At 40.7% G+C, this 21,227-nt stretch carries 13 protein-coding genes; 9 read left to right on the top strand and 4 right to left on the bottom strand.

What is annotated here, in order from left to right; translation table 11 throughout:
• Positions 1 to 34 precede the first annotated feature (34 nt).
• Positions 35 to 778, bottom strand: coding sequence for a YciK family oxidoreductase (locus HUS61_RS02870; RefSeq protein WP_175082272.1), 744 nt, complete (start codon positions 776 to 778; stop codon positions 35 to 37).
• A gap of 227 nt (positions 779 to 1,005) precedes the next feature.
• Here HUS61_RS02870 and HUS61_RS02865 point away from each other — a divergent pair, with 227 nt between their 5' ends.
• Together HUS61_RS02865 and sohB are read left to right on the top strand one after the other, a co-directional pair.
• Positions 1,006 to 3,438, top strand: a complete 2,433-nt coding sequence (locus tag HUS61_RS02865) for a VolA/Pla-1 family phospholipase (protein WP_175082223.1) — start codon at positions 1,006 to 1,008, stop codon at positions 3,436 to 3,438.
• Positions 3,439 to 3,553: 115 nt separating this feature from the next.
• A complete protein-coding gene (sohB, locus tag HUS61_RS02860; protein WP_175082224.1) occupies positions 3,554 to 4,570 on the top strand; it encodes a protease SohB in 1,017 nt (338 codons plus the stop codon).
• 71 nt (positions 4,571 to 4,641) lie between these two features.
• Here the strand turns inward: sohB and HUS61_RS02855 are convergent, their stop codons facing one another.
• Positions 4,642 to 5,973: a dicarboxylate/amino acid:cation symporter gene (locus tag HUS61_RS02855; RefSeq protein WP_055020834.1), complete on the bottom strand. Its 1,332-nt coding sequence runs from the start codon at positions 5,971 to 5,973 to the stop codon at positions 4,642 to 4,644.
• A gap of 192 nt (positions 5,974 to 6,165) precedes the next feature.
• On the opposite strand from HUS61_RS02855, the gene HUS61_RS02850 reads away from it, so the two are divergent.
• From HUS61_RS02850 to HUS61_RS02835, 4 genes are all read left to right on the top strand, one after another.
• Positions 6,166 to 9,600: a hypothetical protein gene (locus HUS61_RS02850; RefSeq protein ID WP_175082225.1), complete on the top strand. Its 3,435-nt coding sequence runs from the start codon at positions 6,166 to 6,168 to the stop codon at positions 9,598 to 9,600.
• A gap of 309 nt (positions 9,601 to 9,909) precedes the next feature.
• On the top strand, positions 9,910 to 12,570 hold the full coding sequence (gene topA / locus HUS61_RS02845) for a type I DNA topoisomerase (RefSeq protein WP_062564522.1): 2,661 nt from the start codon (positions 9,910 to 9,912) through the stop codon (positions 12,568 to 12,570).
• A gap of 144 nt (positions 12,571 to 12,714) precedes the next feature.
• A complete protein-coding gene (locus HUS61_RS02840; protein ID WP_175079546.1) occupies positions 12,715 to 13,170 on the top strand; it encodes a carboxymuconolactone decarboxylase family protein in 456 nt (151 codons plus the stop codon).
• Between the two features lie 9 nt (positions 13,171 to 13,179).
• A complete protein-coding gene (locus tag HUS61_RS02835; protein ID WP_175082226.1) occupies positions 13,180 to 13,365 on the top strand; it encodes a YrhK family protein in 186 nt (61 codons plus the stop codon).
• 67 nt (positions 13,366 to 13,432) lie between these two features.
• On the opposite strand, the gene HUS61_RS02830 is transcribed toward HUS61_RS02835, so the two are convergent.
• A complete protein-coding gene (locus HUS61_RS02830; RefSeq protein WP_054561654.1) occupies positions 13,433 to 13,675 on the bottom strand; it encodes a hypothetical protein in 243 nt (80 codons plus the stop codon).
• 239 nt (positions 13,676 to 13,914) lie between these two features.
• Here HUS61_RS02830 and HUS61_RS02825 point away from each other — a divergent pair, with 239 nt between their 5' ends.
• Positions 13,915 to 14,463, top strand: a complete 549-nt coding sequence (locus tag HUS61_RS02825; RefSeq protein ID WP_058585177.1) for a TIGR00645 family protein — start codon at positions 13,915 to 13,917, stop codon at positions 14,461 to 14,463.
• 61 nt (positions 14,464 to 14,524) lie between these two features.
• On the opposite strand, the gene HUS61_RS02820 is transcribed toward HUS61_RS02825, so the two are convergent.
• On the bottom strand, positions 14,525 to 16,150 hold the full coding sequence (locus HUS61_RS02820) for an alpha-glucosidase family protein (protein ID WP_175082227.1): 1,626 nt from the start codon (positions 16,148 to 16,150) through the stop codon (positions 14,525 to 14,527).
• 683 nt (positions 16,151 to 16,833) lie between these two features.
• On the opposite strand from HUS61_RS02820, the gene HUS61_RS02815 reads away from it, so the two are divergent.
• Complete coding sequence (locus HUS61_RS02815; protein WP_175082228.1) at positions 16,834 to 19,623, top strand: TonB-dependent receptor; 2,790 nt, start codon at positions 16,834 to 16,836, stop codon at positions 19,621 to 19,623.
• Positions 19,624 to 19,728: 105 nt separating this feature from the next.
• The gene (locus tag HUS61_RS02810; RefSeq protein WP_175082229.1) at positions 19,729 to 21,225 is read left to right on the top strand and encodes a tryptophan halogenase family protein; all 1,497 of its coding nucleotides are present in this window, start codon (positions 19,729 to 19,731) and stop codon (positions 21,223 to 21,225) included.
• Positions 21,226 to 21,227: the final 2 nt, after the last annotated feature.

The raw sequence follows: 21,227 nt of genomic DNA, 5'->3' as shown, positions 1-21,227 counted from the left end.
CTGCTTTTTTGTGTCTGGATATTAGTTATCTACTTTACTTCTGTTGAGCATCTAAAGACTGGCCGTTCACCTCTTTAGAGTCGTCGCTCATCAAGTATAAATAAGTTGGCATTAAATCTTCTGGTGTTGCTAACTTATCTCTATCCTCACCTGGGTATGCTGATGCACGCATCGATGTGCGAGTAGCGCCTGGGTTGATACAGTTTACGCGAATATTGGTTTTACCCACTTCACAAGCCCAAGTTTGCATCATACCTTCAACAGCAAATTTTGAGATTGCATACGCCCCCCAGTGTTCACGGCCTTGGCGACCAACACCTGACGAAGTAAAAATAACAGATGCGCTATCAGATTTGCGAAGCAGCGGAAACATGAATTTAGTGATCAAAGCTTGTGCAGTTACATTCACTTTCATGATGTTTTCAAAGGTAGAAACACAGAAATGCTCAAGTGGACCTAATGAACCTAAAATACCTGCGTTATTGAGTAAACCATCTAACTTACCGAACTGCATTTCGATGGTTGCAGCTAAGTCACGGTAGTTTTGTTTTGTGGCACCCTTTAGATCCATTGGCACAATAGCCGGTTGCGGATAGCCTGCGTTTACAATTTCATCGTAAACACATTCAAGTTTATTGGTTGTTTTTCCAAGTAAAATAACAGTGGCACCATGCTTAGCATAAGTTAATGCGGCAACACGACCAATGCCGTCACCAGCACCTGTTATTAAAATTACTTTGTCTTTTAGCGCATTCTCTGCGGCTTTATAAGTATGCATAAACGTACCATCGATTAGATTTTTCATCATTTTACCATAGCAAAAAGCCAAGTTATCGAATTTATTGCAAATTAAGGTGGCGAAAATTGAAACTTTACGTTAACTTTAACTGGTCTAATGTCTCATTAATAACCTAATTACATTAAATTAACTTAAAATGAAGGTAGTAGAATAACTACTTTAACCTTGAACACACAATAACAATAAGATTTGCGCGGAGCGAAATTATGAAAAAACTGCTACTCTCACTAGCCATTGCGTCAGCCATTACTGGCTGTGGCGGAGGAGAAACATTAGAAGATGTAAAAAATGATAATCCTCCTGTTCTCCCAACCGCGACAGTAAAATTTGACCCAGCGAATAGTGTAATCTCGGTACCGAACGATTTACTGATGAGTGGTACCCTTGATGGTACTTTAAACATGCCGGGTGAATTAGACGACAACAATGTCAGTGTTGAACGAGCAGCTTATGCTGATCCTCAGCTTGCACTAGGTGCCCTTGATGGCTGGTCAACACAAACTCCGTTTAAAATCGATTTAACTTTTCCTGCGGGTATCTCTCTTGATATGACATCTGCTGCTTCACCAGGAGCTGTGCGTATTTTTGAAGTTGTAATGGGTGCAAGCCAAACTGATGAAACTTGCTCGCAAGTGCCAGCGGGTATTGCTTGTAAACTAGTGTCTGAATTAACCTTTGGCGTAGACTTCATCACTCAAGGTTCAGGTGATGCAGTAGCTGTGATACCACTTAAACCATTTAAAGCTGGCAGCACTTACATTAATGTTTTGACTACGTCATTAATGGACTCAGAAGGTCGTTCAATCGAGCCATCTTCAACATATGCGCTAGTGAGCGAAGAGACAACACTTATCACTGATTCGCAGAAGTCACTTCAAGCGGTTATCAATAGCTACGAAAATGCAGTGACATCGGGTGGTGCCATCACAAAAGATGAAATTATTTACTCTGCTGCGATGACTATGCAATCTGCAGGTCAAGTGCTTGGCACAGTAAAGCAACTTCTTGCCGCAAGTTTAACGCAAGATGCACTTCCAACGCCGATGGTGCAAATTCCTGAGCAACCAGTTATTACAGTTGAGCAAGTATTCGCATCACAAGGTATTACCGGTGTGTCACCTGTATTTGGTGGTGTGCAATATCAAAAGGGTAGCGTGATGTTACCTATGTATTTAGCCACTCCAACAGGCACAACGGTCGATGATTTATCAGCGACTTATTGGCAAGGTTTGTGTGACAGTGGTGTAGCTGTATTAGGTTATGCAGCAGCTGCGGGTGATTCATTCCCAACAGACCCTATTAGCGAAACTGATGGCCTTTGTATGGCGTTAAGTGGTGGCAAGTTACGTGATTTAGGCTTAGATCAAACTAAACATCTAACTAAGTACAACACAATTCCAAAAACACAAAGCATCGCTAATGTGCCAGTGCAAATTACAAAACCAATTTTACCTGTGATCAATGCAATACGTGGTCAGTTAGGTATGGATGAGTTAGCAATGCCTGAGACAGGTTGGCCTGTTGTTATCCTTCAGCACGGTATTACTTCTAAAAAAGAAGATATGCTAGCAATTACAGCGCAGCTAACAATGCAAGGCTTTGCAACAGCAGCAATCGATCACCCTATGCATGGTGAGCGTGGTGTTGATGTAGATGGTGACGGTACTGATGATTTTAATGCTTCTACAGGTTCTGTATTAAGCTATATGAATTTACAGTCGTTATTAGTAGCGCGTGATAGCTTACGTCAATCAGTTGCTGATTTACTTGGCTTGCGCTTAGGCCTTAACTTTACAGGTGCTGCTGATTTAAATACACAAGATGTTTCATTCTTAGGCCACTCATTGGGCTCTGTGGTTGCTCCTGCATTTGTTGCTGTGACTAATGCACCGCTAGCTGACCAAGTTGATCCAATGTTCAACGTGAAAAGCGTAGCACTTGCCAGTGGTGGCGGTGGTATTGCAAGTTTCCTAATTGAGTCAAATACATTTGGCCCATTTGTACAAGGCTCTGTATTACTTGCAGCAGGCACTGCTGAATCTGCGGAGTTTGGTGCTTATGCTCAAAATGAAGCGCTATCGAACTGTGGCTCACTTGCATCTAACCAAACGGCTTTCGTTACATGTGCTTATAAAGAATACGTTAGCTCGTTAACTATGGCGGGTGAAACAGCAAAACTAGCTAATATTCAAAGCGTGATCACTCAGTTTGCCTTTGCTGCGCAAACAGCACTTGATAGCGGCGACCCATCTAACTACGCAGCATCAGTTGCGGCGCTTGGTACGCCAGTCTACATGAGCGTAGTAGTAGGTGATGGTGAAAATAATAATGCTGATATGGTTATTCCACCTATGGTGGCGAGTAACCCAATTGCTGGCAGCTTACCTCTTGCTAACCTAATGGGCTTATCAACCGTGGCTGAAACTCAAGGGCCAACAGCTGATGCAATGAGCTATGTGGTTAAATTCACTAAAGGCCATCACAGCTCAGTGTTAACACCAGTTGCAACAGCAGATTCAGGTGCAACAGCGGAAGAAAGTGCAGCGGCAACTGCTGAAATGCAATTGCAAATCGCGACTTTCTTAGCAAGCCGTGGTCAGTATCTTCAGGTTACAAACTCAGACGTTGTTACTGAATAAACGAAACCTTATTAACTAAGTAATAACCAATTAAGTAAAAAGCCACATCATGTGGCTTTTTTTTGCTTTAAAGCGTGGTAAATTGTGCCGATGCATTAATAAATGGAGAGTTTGATTGGAATTTTTATATGAATACGGGTTATTTTTTGCAAAGACCCTGACATTTGTCATCGCAATTGCTGTGATTGTTTCCATTATCATGGGCGCTGCAGTGAAACCCAAAGCGAAGAAAGGGGAGATAACGATTGATGATTTGAGTGAGCAACTTGATGATCTAAAACAAAGTTTTATCGAAAATACCCTTTCAAAAAAAGAGCTCAAGGCTCACCAAAAACAGCAAAAAAATGAGGCTAAAAAACAGCAAAATGACGAGCCTAAATCACGTTTATATGTAATTGATTTTAATGGCAGCGTTGATGCCCACGAAGTAGAAAGCCTACGAGAAGAAATTACCGCTATTTTAACCATTGCCGACAAAGAAAAAGATCGCGTGCTGGTTCGCCTTGAAAGTGGTGGTGGTGTGGTGCATGGCTATGGCCTTGCTGCTTCTCAATTACAACGCTTACGTAATGCTGGAATTCATTTAACTGTTGCTATTGATAAAGTAGCAGCAAGTGGTGGCTATATGATGGCGTGTGTGGCCAATGAGATTGTTGCAGCACCCTTTGCAATTGTTGGCTCGATTGGCGTTATTGCACAAATTCCTAACTTTAATAAAATCTTGAAAAAGAATGATGTTGATTTTGAGCAAATCACCGCAGGTGAGTACAAACGCACGTTAACTATTTTTGGTGAGAATACTGATAAAGGCCGTGAAAAATTCAAAGAAGAAATTGAACAGACTCACGGTTTATTTAAAACCTTTGTGAGTGAGCAGCGTCCATCTCTTGATATTGACACTGTTGCAACCGGAGAGCATTGGTTTGCTACTCAAGCGTATGATAAAGGTTTAGTTGATAAGATTGACACAAGTGACGATATCTTATTGAGCCAAGCGAAAGAGCGCCAAATTTATAAAGTGAAATACCGTATTAAGAAGAATTTAAGCGATAAGCTAGCCGTCGGTTTAAGTTCAGGGGTAAGTAAAGCAGGTGTTAGTTTAATGTCTCGCTTAAAAGGCTTGAACCCATAACCTGTGTAAAATACAAATCACAATAAAAACCCGCTAATTTAGCGGGTTTTTTATTGGCTGAAAATAAGTCATTACTTAATTGATTTATGATAGTCTTCTAAATCTTTAGCTGCATTAGGGTCGTTAAATACGTCCTCATCAAATTCACCTTCAGATTTTGCAACCACACAGGTCACCATACAGTCACCTGTTACGTTGACAGCGGTACGTGTCATATCGAGTAAACGGTCAACACCAATGATGATAGCAATACCTTCTACAGGTAAGCCTACTTGGTTTAACACCATGGCTAACATGATAAGACCAACACCAGGCACGCCTGCAGTACCTACAGAAGCAAGTGTTGCGGTTAAAATTACCATTAAGTAATCAGAAATTGTTAAATCAACTGAAAATACCTGTGCGATGAACACGGTCGCAACACCTTGCATAATTGCTGTGCCGTCCATGTTAATGGTTGCGCCTAAAGGCACAGTAAACGAAGCAACTGAGTTGTGCGCACCTAATTTTTTGCTCGCAGTTTCAAGGGTGATAGGCATAGTGGCACTTGAGCTAGATGTACTAAATGCAAATAGGCAGGCGTTTTTCATCTTCTTTAAAAACGTAATTGGGTTAAGGCCGGTAAATAACTTCAACAATACACTGTAGTTAACTAAACCGTGGAATAGAAGGGCAAATACAACCACACCGAAGTATAAAGCAAGGCTCTTAATTAGCTTTAAGTCGATGGTTGTAAATAGTTTTGCCATTAAGAAAAACACACCATAAGGTGCAATGTTCATAAGTAAGGTAACTAGCTTTAAAATAACAGTGTTTAAGTCTTCAAAAACATTTGCAACACGTTGGCCCGCTTTACCGCTAAGGGCCATAGCAACACCGAATAATAATGCAAAAACAATAACCTGTAGCATGTTACCACTTGCCATAGCATCAATAGGGTTTGTTGGGAACATACCAATGATGACTTGTGCAAGGGTCGGTGCTTCTTTTGCACTGTAGTTAGCATCCGAAGGTAGATTGATTCCCTCACCCGGGTTTACTAGTAAGGCTAAGGTAATAGCAACAGTAATCGCGATTGCGGTCGTGGCTAAATAAAGCAAAATAGACTTGCCACCTAAACGGCCTAATTTTTTAGGGTCGCTTAAGCTACAAGTACCGCAGACTAATGATACAAAAACCAGCGGCACCACAAGCATCTTTAAGCTTGCAATGAAAATTTGGCCACCAACATGGAAAATACCATCAACAAAAAATGCTTTAATTGGTAAAGAGAATAACCCTAATGGAATAAGGAAATCGTCTTCACCCGCTAAAATGGCTTGAAAGATAAAACCAACGATTACACCCAGTACCATACCTACCATGATACGAGATGTAAGGCTTAAAGATCGTACTTTTGACATACACCCAGTCTATTTTTTTATAAATTTTGCCATAGACTACCAGCATGAAGATTTTTATACAGAAAAATTCGATAAATAGTTAAATAATTTCGTTGCCTTTAAAGGAAAAAAATTATGATCTTCGTTTAATTTTTAGGTTAATATTAGGTAAACATACATATAAATAAGAAATAGCTAACTAGGGAGAGGGCAATGCCTTTATTACGATGGCTAAGTATTTTGTTTTTCAGCTCATTGTTAGCCGCCTGTGGCGGTGGTGGATCATTGGAGAATGATAGTGGTTCTCTTGATGGAGGTGATGGTGGTACGAGCGATAACCCAAGTTTTGTTGTCGAAGTACAAGGTTTTGTAGAGGGCGCTGATCAAGAGTCGAACTCTGTATCATCAGAATCACCATTAACTATATTAGCTTCTCTAACCATTAATGGTGATGCGGTTTCATCTGAAGTTATAAGCTTTAGTTTAGATGGTGACATTGGTTTGCTTGATCCTGTTTCTGGAACTTCTCTAACTAATGCTGGTGGTGTGGCGTCAATTACACTAACTGCGGGTGATACGGCTGGTGCTGGTATTTTAACTGCTACTTATGTTGTTGGTGGTGAAACGTATAGTGACACGTTTGGCTTTACATCAGATGGTTCTGAAACAGATGACTCAAGTGTTAGTGGCAGTATTACTCTTGATGTATCAATTTTAGACAGCGCTGGCTCGCCATTTACAGTTGAAAACCCTGTTAGCAAAGATAATAAAGGGACAGTTACAGCAACTTTATTAGAAGAAGATCAGCCTTTACAGGGACAGCTAATTTCTTTTACAACAAATTATACAGGCAAAATTACTCCCGTATTAGGCACTGCATTAACTGATTCAAATGGTGAAGCTTCAGTAACGTTAAGCAGTGGTGATTCTAAAGGGGCTGGGCAAGTTGTTGCTACCTACACGGATGAAAGCGGTAACACAATCACTAAAATCGCAGGCTTTATTTCAAATGGTGATGATGCCCCTGTTGAAAGTGCTGAAGCTGAGCTTGATATTAAACTACTTCAAGGCTGTGCGACTGATTGGGATGCCAATCGCAGTACAACATCTCTTGAAACTACTTACTTAACGTCAGGGTGTACGGTTGTAAATCAATTCTCATCTGACGAACTTATCGATGTAATGGTTAAAGTGACAGATACAAGCTCGGGCGACGGTATCGATGGTATTATCGCTGAGCTTTCAACAGATCTTGGTGGTTTATTACCAGAATCTGGAAAAGCCCTGACTGACAACTTTGGCTTTGCCATTTTAAAATTACAGCCTGGCGCTAATAGTGGTGCGGGCGAGGTTACTGTGACTGCTAAGTCTGTGACTTCTTCAAAAGCATTTGAAATTGCGACAGCTGAATTAAGCGTTGAAATTTCAAATGGTTTATATAACAAGCTTGATGACTCAGGCAATGTTATTGATGACGAATTTGTGCCGCTTGCTGCAGGTGCGACTACTGTGATTACAGTAACAATTTATGATGCAGCTGGTGCTTTATATGTTTCTCCTCTTGATGTTGAGTTCACTTCAGGGTGTGTTGAATCAGATTTATCTGTAATGGATGAAACCGCCACGAGTATTAGCGGCATTGCTACAGCAACATACAGAAGCAACGGCTGTAACACTTCACAGGGCGATACAGTAACTGCGACAGTACTAACTGGTGGAACACCAAAAGTGGTATCAGTGAATGTGCCTGTATCAGCAGCTGAAGTAAGCTCAATCGAATTTGTAGAAGCGACAGAAAATGTGCTTGCTCTAAAAGGGACGGGTGGTGTTTCACGCCAAGAAACAAGCCAACTTACTTTTAAACTTACCGATGCAATTGGTAATGTTGCGAAGCAAAAACGTTTAGATTTTCGTTTAAGCTCTACCAATGGTGGAATTTCACTCTCTGAAGTTACAGATGCAAGTGGTTATTCTCATGCCAGCGTATCAACCGACTCAGAAGGTTTAGCTCGAATTCAGATAAACTCTGGTTTTGTTCCACAAGCAGTGCGTGTACAAGCCTGTTATATTCCTGATGACCAAATCCCAGCAGATCAAAATGATAATGTAACTTGTTGGAAAGAGCTTTATGACGAATGTCTTCTAGATGAAGCAGACCGTGATAGCAGTGTTTCATGTCCTTCTGGTGAGCTTTCGTTGGTTTCATTAGATGAGCAAGTAACAAGCGTATCAGATCTTGTTTCAATCAGCTCAGGCTTACCTGATGGTAATAGCTTTACCGCAGGCCCGGAAATCATCAACATTGAAGCATTAAATTACATTGGTGATACCACAGATATTTCGGTTTATGTTGCAGATCACTTTAATAACCCAGTACCAGATGGGACTTCGGTTTATTTAACGACAGAAGGTGGCGCTGTAGGGACATTAGATGGTGAGGAGTTTAACCCTCAACTTGAATGTAACACGGTTGATGGTGCGTGCGTTGCACAGTGGCGCTCACAAAACCCGATTCCATTTAGTGAAGATAAATGGGGCAATAAAATCAATAGCACTAACCCAAAAACAAGTGCAATTAACTGCGACCTATATTTTGGTGTGGCAGCACCTTGTATGGCGGGTATTTTAAATGCTGCGTTTGATGATGATGGTGTACCTCTCGGTGGTCGCGCAACAGTACTTGTGACTGCAAAAGGTCAAGAGTCATTTATCGACATCAATGGTAATGGACGTTATGACAAAAATGAGTATTACAGTGGTTATGACTTACCTGAAGCGTTTGTCGATCATAATGAAAATGGCGTTTATGACGGTCTAGCTGCAATTTATGACCCAGTTACAGCAGCGGTCACTAAAGCTGCTGAAAACTGTCAAGAAGGTGATGCAAGCGACCCATGTAGTGCAACGAATACTAATGCAGGTCATACAGAAGAAAATTTCGATATTGACTTAAATGAGATGCATACACTTGCTGATGGTAAATACAATGGTCTTGAGTGCTCTGCAGCCGCGACAGAGCCTGATGCAGACGCAACATTTGAGACTTTATGTACCAAAGAGCTTATTGATGTTCGTGACTCATTTGAGATTATTATGTCAGGAAGCTTTGCATACAGTCGTTTTGTAGTAACAAAAGATGAGCTACGTAATCGCTTTGCTGAAGCACTTGCTGAAACAACAGAAGACGATCCAACTGTATTTACAGATAATGCAATGCAACTTGCTGTTGATATTGAGAACTGTAGTACAATTTATCGACAAGCAGATACGCAGTCAGGTGCTATTATTGCTCGTTTAGAAGCCACAGCGAATACAGACTACTGTGATTTAGGCTCAATTAACATTACTACCGCTGATTCAGGTAACCAGCTGTCGGCGCTGAGTTTTGAGCTTTATTTCTCTGATATTTACAACAACCCAATGCCTTCAGGCACCGCGGTTGCAATTAGTGCAGATAATGGTGATTACAGTGGTACATCTGGTTTTGATATTGGTAATACAAGCCAAACAACAGCGACTGGGGTTGCCCTTACGATTAGCCGTGAAGCTGATCCAAATGATAAAACAGATGGTTTCTTAACTGTTGAATTCACAACAGGTAAAGACAATGTATCAACTGCTACAATAGCAATAAGTGACGATGGCTAATTAAGTAGTTAATTGTTTAAATTTAAAAAAATGCCAACCAGAAGGTTGGCATTTTTGTTGCTGTTCTATATATTCCCCTTGAAATTACCGCAAAACACCACATTGACTAAATTAGCAACAAAAATTGTTTAATTATTCACTCAATGAAGAAAAGTTTCTATTAAAAGCTTGTAACAATTGGTGTTTGTAGATATACCTATAAATATTCGTGCTCCAATGTTAAAAAATCATACTTATTTGTTTAATGTGATGGATATACATTTATAAGGGCAAAAAACTTTTAAAATACTCGGTCAGAAATAGGCAGCTATGGGCAAATCACTTGTAATTGTAGAGTCTCCAGCAAAGGCAAAAACAATTAATAAATACTTAGGTAACGATTTCATCGTAAAGTCCAGCGTTGGACATGTGCGTGATCTACCAACTTCAGGTTCAGGCAAAACGAAGACTGCAGCGACGAAAACGCCTGCTGAAGTTCGAAAAATGTCACCAGAAGAAAAAGCTGCCTATAAAAAGCAACGCGATTACAAAAATCTTGTTGCTCGCATGGGTATTGATCCTGAAAAAGGCTGGGAACCACATTACGAAGTCTTACCGGGCAAAGAGAAAGTTGTTCAAGAATTAAAAAAACTTGCAGAAAACGCCGATAAAATCTATCTCGCAACCGATTTGGATAGAGAAGGGGAAGCCATTGCATGGCACCTTGAACAGATTATCGGTGGTGAACCTGAAAAGTATAAGCGAGTTGTTTTTAACGAAATCACTAAAAATGCAATTCAGCAAGCATTCGAAACACCCGGTGAATTAAACACTGACATGGTTTACGCGCAACAAGCGCGTCGTTTCCTTGACCGTGTAGTGGGCTTTATGGTGTCTCCATTGCTATGGGCTAAAGTGGCCCGTGGTTTATCAGCCGGTCGTGTGCAATCTGTTGCAGTGCGTTTACTTGTTGAACGTGAACGCGAAATCAAAGCATTTATTCCTGAAGAGTTCTGGGATATCCACGCCGATGTTAAAAATACAGAAGCAGCTTTACGCCTGGAAGTGACCAAACACGCTGACAAGCCTTTTAAGCCAGTTAATGAAGAGCAGGCGATGTCTGCCGTTAGTCAACTTGAAAAAGCTGACTACAAGGTCATTAGCGTTGAAGAAAAGCCTAGTAAGAGTAAACCAAGCGCACCATTTATTACTTCAACCATGCAACAGGCAGCAAGTACACGCCTAGGTTATGGTGTTAAGAAGACCATGATGCTGGCTCAACGCTTATATGAAGCAGGTCACATTACTTATATGCGTACCGATTCAACTAACTTATCGAAAGATGCGGTTGAAATGTGTCGTGATTACGTGACAGAGCAGTTTGGTGAAAAGTATTTACCGAAAGCACCGATTAGTTATAGCTCTAAAGGCAATGCACAAGAGGCGCACGAAGCGATTCGTCCTTCTAGTGTTACCGTGTTGTCTGGTCATTTAGACGGTGTTGAAGCGGACGCTAAAAAACTCTACGAATTAATTTGGCGTCAGTTTGTTGCCTGCCAAATGGTTCCAGCAGAATACGATTTAACAACTTTAACGGTTGGTGCCGGTGATTATCAGTTAAAAGCAAAAGGCCGCGTACTTCGTTTTGATGGTTGGACAAAAGTTCAGCCAGCTGTTCGTAAAAAGAACGAAGAAGATCAATCACTGCCTGCGGTTAAAGAAGGTGATGTACTGACCCTTGTTGAGTTAGATCCTAAACAACATTTTACAAAGCCACCTGCACGTTTTAGTGAAGCAAGTTTAGTTAAAGAATTAGAAAAGCGCGGTATTGGTCGTCCTTCTACGTATGCATCAATTATTTCAACGATTCAAGACCGTGGTTACGTGCGTGTTGAAAACCGCCGTTTCTTCGCCGAAAAAATGGGTGAGATTGTTACAGACCGCTTAGTTGAAAACTTCGAAGATCTGATGAACTTTGATTTTACCGCTAAGATGGAAGGTCGTCTGGATGATATCGCAGAAGGCGAACGTGTTTGGACACAAGTACTTGATAAATTCTATGCGGACTTTTCAACTCAGCTTGAAATTGCCTCTGGCGACGAAGAGCACGGTGGTATGCGTCAAAACCAAATGGTTGAGACTGATATCGATTGTCCGACTTGTGGTCGAAAGATGGGTATTCGTACCGCATCAACCGGTGTGTTCTTAGGTTGTACAGGTTATAACCTGCCACCAAAAGAACGTTGTACTACAACAATGAATTTAGTGCCAGGCGATGAAGCCATTGCGGCAGATGTGGAAGACGTTGAAACAGAGTCACTAATGCAAATGAAGCGTTGCCCAATCTGTGAAACGGCAATGGATTCATACCTGATTGATGAAACGCGTAAATTGCATGTGTGTGGTAATAACCCAGCATGTAAGGGTTATATCGTTGAACAAGGTACCTTTAAAATTAAAGGTTACGACGGCCCAATTATCGAATGTGATAAATGTGGCTCAGATATGCAGTTAAAATCGGGTCGTTTTGGTAAGTACTTCGGTTGTAGTAATGAAGAGTGTAAAAATACACGTAAGTTACTTAAAAACGGTGAAGCTGCTCCACCAAAAGAAGATCCAGTTCATTTACCTGAACTTGAATGTGAAAAATCAGAAGCTTACTTTGTACTGCGTGATGGTGCATCAGGTATTTTCTTAGCTGCAAATACCTTCCCAAAATCACGTGAAACACGTGCGCCAAAAGTTGAAGAATTAAAACGTTTTAGAGATCGTATTTCTGAAAAGTTCTATTACCTTGCGGACGCACCTGCAAAAGACCCTGATGGTAATCCTTCAGTCGTTCGTTACAGCCGTAAAAATAAAGAGCAGTATGTAATGAGTGAAGTAGATGGTAAAGCCACAGGCTGGACTGCTCACTACCAAAATGGCAAGTGGGTAGAAGAGAGTAAAAAGAAAGCGCCAGCTAAGAAAAAAGCGGCGGCTAAAAAGTAAGTTTACATCTATCTTGATTATAAAAAGGGGTTGCAGTTGCAACCCTTTTTTATGCTTGTATGGCATTGTTAATGTCGTTTTTTACCAATATTTGCTTTTAGGCTGTTGTTATTCTGTCATCAACATCAAGACAGGAGATTCAAAATGCAAACACGTTTATCACAACAGCAGGTTTATTCACTCAACCCAGGACTTGTTAAACATTTAACTGGGCTCAGCGCACTGCCAGAAGATACAAACATAACCGCGAAGCTCGCTGATTTAGTAAGACTAAGAGTGTCGCAAATTAATGGCTGTGGGTTTTGTCAGCATATGCATTCAGCAGAGCTGAGAAGCCAAGGTGAGTGTCAACAGCGACTTGATGTACTAGCCGCTTGGCGTGAAGTCCCTGTGTTTTCAGAACAAGAAACTGCAGCACTCGCTTGGGCGGAAGCCTTAACAAATATCATTGATAAACATGTTGAAGACGATGTTTACAACCAAGTGTCTGCTATCTTTAACGAAAAAGACATTGTTGTATTAACGACGGTAGTACTTGAGATAAACAGCTGGAATCGCATAGTTAAAGCGTTTCACTTTATCCCTGAGTTAACAGAATAAGGAATGGTCATGAAGTTTACACTCGCACCTAAAGTTAATGCGTTGGTGAATATCATATCAGCATGCGCCTTTTTCTTTGGTAGTGCCTTATTTTTACCAGCATTTATAGAGTATGCCACAGTGGGGGTGGTGTTATTCATGGTAGGTTCGTTATTATTTTTATTAAGTGCATTAGCTGATTATTACAGTCATTAAAAACAAAAAACCGGAGCGTACATCATTGTGTCATTCCGGTTTTTCTATATTCTAAGCAGGCGTAAAATTAGATTTGTACGTCTTTTACTTTTTTATAGCCTTCAGCTTCAAGCTCATCGTTTAAACATTTTAATACGTATGGCTTTAACTCTTCGTTGCTGATGTCATCATCTTTTGCCCAGTTTAAGCACATTTCAGTGTATTCTTTGATCATTTCAGCTGATGCTTCAGGTGCTTCGTTAGCGATTGCATTCGTTGCTGACACGCTTAAAACAGGTGCCAAAATTAGTGCTAGCAATGCTTTTTTCATTTAATTATTCCTAATCAACAAAAGTAATTATTACCGGCTAAATTGCACAGTAATGGTGCGCAATGTGTATCTCACTTTGCTTGAGTGAATTTATAAACTAAATTTCAAAAAAAGATAACGAAATATTTTTATCGTAAAGATAAGCAAAAAATAACCACTCTTTTTGCCTCTAATGCTGGTAATCGTAAGGTCAAAACACGTATTATCGCGCTAATTTTAAAAGAAAAGTGAACTAAGTTATGTCTGAACAAGTGACTCATTCAAAAATAAAGAAAGTACCAACCAAACTAGAGCAAGTTGTGGAGAGTTTTATCTTTCGCTCGCGTTGGTTATTAGCACCATTCTTTATTGGCTTATTAGTCGCTGTGGTATTACTGCTGCTAAAGTTCTTTAAATATTTATACAGTATGGCCTTAAATACGTTCACTGCGTCAAACCAAGAGCTTTTGGTAGGTATTTTGACTTTAGTTGACACTGCGCTACTAGCAGGGCTTTTGCTTATCATCATTTTCAGTGGCTACGAAAATTTTGTGTCAAAGTTGAATATAGACAACCATGAAGACAGGCCTGTGTGGATGGGTAAAGTTGGTTTCTCGGGTCTGAAGATGAAACTGATAAGCGCTATTGTCGCTATATCGGCTGTGGAGCTTTTAAAAGTCTTTATTAGCTCGAACAACCATTCAACAGATGAGCTACTCTGGAAGGTGTTAATTCATGTCACGTTTGTGGTGTCGGGGGTGTTGTTTGCGCTCACAGATTACATTAATAGTAAAACCATGAACCACTAATCCCACGAATAGTAATAAAAAAGCCCTGCAATTGCAGGGCTTGGTTTTTAACAACTGATTATTAATTCAGGGTTGCGTAAAAGCAACCGAACCCGGGCAGAGTGACTGTATTATTGTTTAATTCAGCTGTGTGATGAGAGATCTCAGTATGCTGTGAAGACACAGTATCAGAGATTGTCAGTTCACTACTTTGTGCACCTAAGTTGAATGCACAAAGCATTTTAGTGTCGTTCAGCGTTCTATAAAAAGCAAGCACTGGCTCTTGCGTTTCGATAAATTCAATATCGCCTTCTAACAATACGTTCTTATCTTTACGCCATGCCATAAATTCACGATACGCATTTAAAATTGAATCTTTATCTTGATCTTGCGTATTTACTGCAACAGATTTGTGCGCATCGCCCACAGGTAGCCAAGGTTTTACTGTTGAGAAGCCAGCTTGCTCAGCATCTGCTGCATCCCATGGCATTGGTGTACGACACCCGTCACGGCCTTTAAAGTTTGGCCAGAATGTAATGCCATATGGGTCTTGTAAGTCTTCAAATGCGACTTCTGCCTCACCTAAACCAAGCTCTTCACCTTGGTACATACATACACTACCACGTAATGAAGCAAGTAGGGCTGTTAGCATCTTACATTGCTGAGGCTCAATTTCTTCACCTTGACTCCAACGGCTAGCAACACGTTCAACGTCGTGGTTGCTAAATGCCCAACATGGCCAGCCTTCAGTCATACGCTGCTCTAAAGTGCTAACTGTGGTACGAATATATTCCGCGCTATAGTCGTTAGTTAGTAACTCAAAGCTATAACCCATATGAAGTTTGTCACCACCTGATGTGTACTCTGCCATGGTTGCCAGTGAATCTTCAGATGAGATTTCGCCTAATGCAACTGTACCAGGGTACTTGTTTAGTAGGGCACGAATGTCCTGCATAAAACTAAGGTTCTCAGGTTGCGTATTATTGTAGTAGTGATACTGGAAAGCGTAAGGGTTGTCTTCGCTAAAGCCACGGCCTTGACGTTTCTCTGGTGGCTTAGCCGGATTATCACGTAATTGAGCATCGTGATAGCAAAAGTTGATTGCATCTAAACGGAAGCCATCAACGCCTTTCTTAAGCCAAAACTCAACATTATCTAATACTGCTTTACGAACTTCAGGGTTATGGAAGTTTAAATCTGGCTGCTCAGCAAAGAAGTTATGTAAGTAATATTGACCACGACGCGGTTCCCATTGCCATGCAGGGCCACCAAAAATTGATAACCAGTTATTTGGTTGTGTGCCATCAGGCTTTGCATCAGCCCACACGTACCAATCTGATTTGTCGTTAGTTTTATCTTCACGGCTATCAAGAAACCATTGATGTTGATCTGAGGTATGGCTCAATACCTGATCAATAATGATCTTAATATCACGTTGGTGTGCTTGCGCAATGAGTTCATCAAAATCGTCAAGGTTACCAAACAATGGGTCGATATCACGATAGTCACTGATGTCATAACCAAAGTCTTTCATTGGTGATTTAAAGAAAGGCGAAACCCAAATAGCATCAACACCTAGGCTTTTAATATAATCAATACGATCAATGATACCTTTGATATCACCAATGCCATCGCCATTGGTGTCTTGGAAACTGCGCGGGTAAACTTGATAAATAACCGCACCTTTATACCACTGCTTTTGAGCCATGTTTTTCTCCATCGTGACACTCAGTGTATGTAAACTGTTAGGCAACCGTTAATGCAATATGTTGCCGGAATGTCAAAAGCATACGTGAAGGGTGAGATACTGTAAAAACTCTGCATACGTATGCACGCCAAATTCATCTTTGTTCTCAGTAAAATTCATTAACTTGATTTAAAAGTAATCAACTCGAATTTCTATCAATAAAATTTACCAATTAGGTTTGCTGGGTTTTAATTATGATCGCGAACGCCAGCTTGGTGCATAATATAGCTGGCTTACACCATAATGGTGCAGGGGTTATATTGGTAAGACCAATTATCATTGGTATAGACTAGTACCTTTAATAATTGCGTTAAGTCACCATTTAAGCGAGATAAATGGCTTAGTACCTATTTGTGTAACCAAATTAGGGGCGAAAATATAGCGAAAATGTTTCAATACTATTAAATCACACAATAAAATTGATAAATCATTTATATTCATATGGTTACAATTCTATTTTGTAAAAATGTTGTTAATGTTCGTGGTGGTGGACTACGCTGAATACGTATGCATAAATTTGTTAAGAAAATAATCAGAGCGTTAATATTCAATTCGACAACAAAATCAGTCAGCGAATTACAGCTATTATGTTAATGAATAACTGCAACACGTTGGCATTACAATTTGGGTAATGGGAAAACATCATGTCTATGTTCAAACCAAGTATATTAACTCTGGCTTTAACAGCCGCAGGTTTAAATAGCTTTGTAGCTTATGCTGCAGAAGAAGACCAAAAAGCAAAAAACGATAACGTTGAAGTTATCGAAGTAAAAGGTTTTCGTGGCAGTGTTGTAGAATCTATTAATACTAAACGCTTCACTCCTGAAGTTGTTGAGTCAATCTCAGCAGAAGATATCGGTAAATTACCTGACTCATCAATCGCAGAATCAATCGCGCGCCTTCCTGGTTTAACAGCACAACGTCTAGACGGTCGAGCTAGCCGTGTAAGTGTTCGTGGTTTCAGTGAAAACGAAAGTGCAACAACATTCAACGGTCGTGAGCAAGTTTCAATCGGCGACAACCGTGGCGTTGAATTTGACCTTTACCCATCAGAAATTATGAGTGGCGTAACGGTATATAAAACTCCAAGCGCAGGCATTGATGCTGAAGGTATCGCTGGCGTTATCGACATGCAAACTGTTAAACCTTTAAGTAAAGGTGAGCAAGTTATCATGTTCAACGGCCAATACGAGCAAACGGGTTTTGACAAATTAAACCCAGACGGTGACGATAAAGGTTTCCGTGGTACGGTTTCTTACATTGACCAATTTGCAGATGACACAATCGGTGTTGCATTTGCTTACAACACGATGAGCTCTCCAAACCAAGAAAAACGTTGGAACTCTTGGGGTTACCCTGAATTTACAGGTGAAGATGGTAATACGTACTCAATTTTAGGTGGTGCTAAGCCATTCGTACGTTCATCGACTCTTGAGCGTGACACAGCCATGCTTGTTATTGAAGCTGCGCCGACTGATCGCCTAAACATGACATTTGATGCTTTATATGTAGATTTCTCTGATGAGAAAATCTTACGTGGTATCGAAGTGCCATTTGCATGGGGCCAAGGTTCAATTGACCCAAGTTCAGCTGTTGTTGACGCAGATTCTGGTTTCATCACAAGCGCAGTAACAGAAGGCCAACGTGTAGTTGTTCGTAATGACTACGAAGAGCGTAACGCAGAACTAACTCAGTTTGGTTTTAATGCAAAATACGACATCAGCGATGATTGGTCAGTAGAATTTGACGTAAGCCGCTCTGAAGTTGAGCGTCAAATCTGGAGTATCGAAAGCTACTCAGGTACAGGTCGTGGTGATGCAAATGGTGTTGCTGATACGATTGGTTATGAGTTTGACGGTGGTAACACTGGCGCACAATTCAGCCATAACCTTGATTACAGCGATTATGACTTAATTCAACTTGGTGGCCCATTATCTTGGGGTGCAAGTGCTGCACTTAACGATAAGTACGGTCTAACTGATACTGCTTATCAAAATACTGCGCAAGATGGTTTCATCAATGCGCCAGAAATCAATGATGAACTAAGCACATTGAAACTTGCGGCTAGCAAAGTACTTGATAACGCTTACATCAGCCGTGTGTCATTTGGTATGTCATACCGTGACCGTGAAAAGAGCAAGTTGTCTGAAGGTTACTTCATGACACTAAAAGACTTCTCTTTATCAAACCCGGGTATGCTATCTATCCCAGAACAATACCGTTTAGGGTCAGCTAGCCTTGATTTCATTGGTATGGGCAACATGGTTGCTTATGATACCAACGGTCTGGTGAATGATGGTTACTATAGCCTTCTTCAAGAAAGCTTAACTGATTCAAAACACAAGACACAGTCTTGGACAGTTCAAGAGGAAGTAACAGCGTTCTTCGCACAAGCTGACATTAATGCAGAGCTGGGCTCTATCCCTGTAACAGGTAACGTTGGTGTGCGTTATGTGAAAACGGAACAGTCTTCACAAGGCTTCGCTGCTAATACTGTGGATGGTTTAGTTGTTGTATCTCCAACAGATGTAAGCCATGACTACAGCCACTTCTTGCCAAGCATCAACTTATCATTTGCAATTGATGAAGAGCAAACTGTACGTTTTGGTGCGGCAAAAACGATTTCTCGTGCTCGTTTAGACGAAATGAACTCATCAGTTAATGCTTCTTACAATCAACAACCAGATGAAAACGGTAACTACTGGAGTGTATCAGGCGGTAACCCAGAGCTTGAGCCAAAAGAAGCAACTGGTTTTGATTTAAGCTATGAAAACTACTTCCATGAAGAAGGTTACTTCGCTGCAGCTGTATTCTATAAAGATATCACTCAGTGGATTTTTGACGGTACTTATGAAATCGACATGAGCGGTGTAGCTGACCCGTCTACTGGTGAAATCCCTGAAACTTCAACAGGTACAGGTTCAGGTAAAGTGAACGGTGGTTCTGGTGACCTATGGGGTTACGAGCTTTCATTAACTCTACCATTCACTATGTTCAGCGAATCACTTGATGGTTTTGGTTTAATCGCAAGCCATACAGGTGTTGAGCAAGACCTAACTGACCAAAATGGTAACGATTATGAGCTACCTGGTCTATCTGACCAAATCGATAGCTTAACAGTTTACTTTGAGCGTAACGGTTTCCAAGCGCGTACTAGCATGCGTAAGCGTAGCGACTTTAAAGGTGACGTATACGGTTTAGGTTTTGCGACTACGCAAGTTGACATTAAAGGCGAAACAATTTGGGATGCTCAAGTTGGTTATGACTTTAGCGAAGGCGGTGTAGAGAGCCTTGACGGTTTATCTGTAACATTCCAAGTACAGAACATCACAGAAGAGCCGTTCACGTCACTACAAGGTGATAACTCACTTCAAGTACGTGACTACCAAGACTACGGTCGTACATTCCTGTTAGGCTTCAGCTACAAGCTGTAATTAGCTAAAACAGCGATAGAAAATTGCCCTTGTGATTTGTTTTACAAGGGCTTTTTTATATCAGTGAGCTACACTCAATGAATTGAAATTGGCGTTAGGTGTACTATGGAAACAAAAAAAATAACCAAGGTCGTGATTGCCGGTGGTGGTACTGCAGGTTGGATAACCGCTGCATTACTTAATAAAGTGCTGGGCAAAGTAATTGATATCACGCTGGTAGAGTCAGCAGAGATTGGCACTGTTGGTGTAGGCGAAGCAAGCATCCCACCTATTTTGCATCTAAATGGTGCGCTAGGCATTTCTGAAAAAGAATTTATTAAGGCTACTGGTGCCACGATAAAGCTTGGTATTGAGTTTGAAAATTGGCGCAGCCAAGACCACAGCTATATGCATGCCTTTGGTGAGATAGGTAAAGATTTTCCGTTTTGTGAGTTTTATCATTTTTGGCTAAAAGCAAATCAAGCTAATAATGCGTCTGATTTTTGGGATTTTTCACTTAATTATCAAGCTGCAAAAGCGCATAAATTTGCTCACCTCAAACACATTCCTAACACTCAATTGGCGGGCTTACATTATGCCTACCATTTTGATGCCACTCGATATGGCGAATTCTTAAAGGAATTAGCGCAATCACGAGGCGTAAAACGCATTGAAGGCAAAATTGAATCGGTTAACCAATGCCATGAAAGCGGGTATATTCGCTCTTTGCTACTTAAAAGTGGCGAGCAAATAGACGGCGACTTATTTATTGATTGCACCGGTTTACGTGCTTTATTAATAGAACAAACTCTTAATACCGGCTTTGAAGATTGGTCACATTGGTTACCATGTGATAGTGCGATTGCGGTGCAAAGTGAATCAGCTTCTGATGCAATTCCTTATACACGTTCAATTGCAAGAGACTCGGGTTGGCTGTGGCAAATTCCATTACAGCACCGTGTAGGCAACGGACTTGTGTATTCTTCTCGTTTCTTATCAGATGAAGCGGCAAAGCAACAGCTCTTAGAAAACCTACCTGCTAAACCTCTGACAGAACCCCGCGTTATTAAGTTTAAAACAGGTCGTCGCTTAAAACAGTGGCATAAAAATGTAGTATCAGTTGGCTTATCAAGCGGATTTTTAGAGCCATTAGAATCGACCAGTATTCATTTAATTCAAAGTGCAGCTATTCGTTTAATTAAGTTTTTTCCTCATCAAGGTATTAAACAAAGCCTTGTGGATGAATTTAATCAACAAAGTAAAACAGAATTTGAGCGAATTCGTGACTTTATTATTCTTCATTACAAGATTACTGAGCGTGATGACAGTGCGTTTTGGCGTTTTTGTAAAGGCATGGATATTCCACGCAGTCTTAAAAAGAAAATTGAGCTATTTAAAACCAGTGGCAAACTCATTAGAGAAGACGATGAGCTATTCGCCGAAGTTGCGTGGCAGCAAGTGATGATAGGGCAAGGGCTAATTGCAGAGGATCACCATCCATTAACTGATGCGTTATCAGATGAGCAATTAAATGAGTTATTTAGCAATTTAAAAACCTTGATTAACAGCACTGTCGAGCAGCTGCCGAGCCACAGTCAATTCTTAGAAAAAGTACAAAATTAATT

The organism is Pseudoalteromonas sp. 0802, from assembly GCF_013350085.1.
Lineage (GTDB): Bacteria > Pseudomonadota > Gammaproteobacteria > Enterobacterales > Alteromonadaceae > Pseudoalteromonas.
This window is presented reverse-complemented; position numbering and strand designations above follow the sequence as displayed.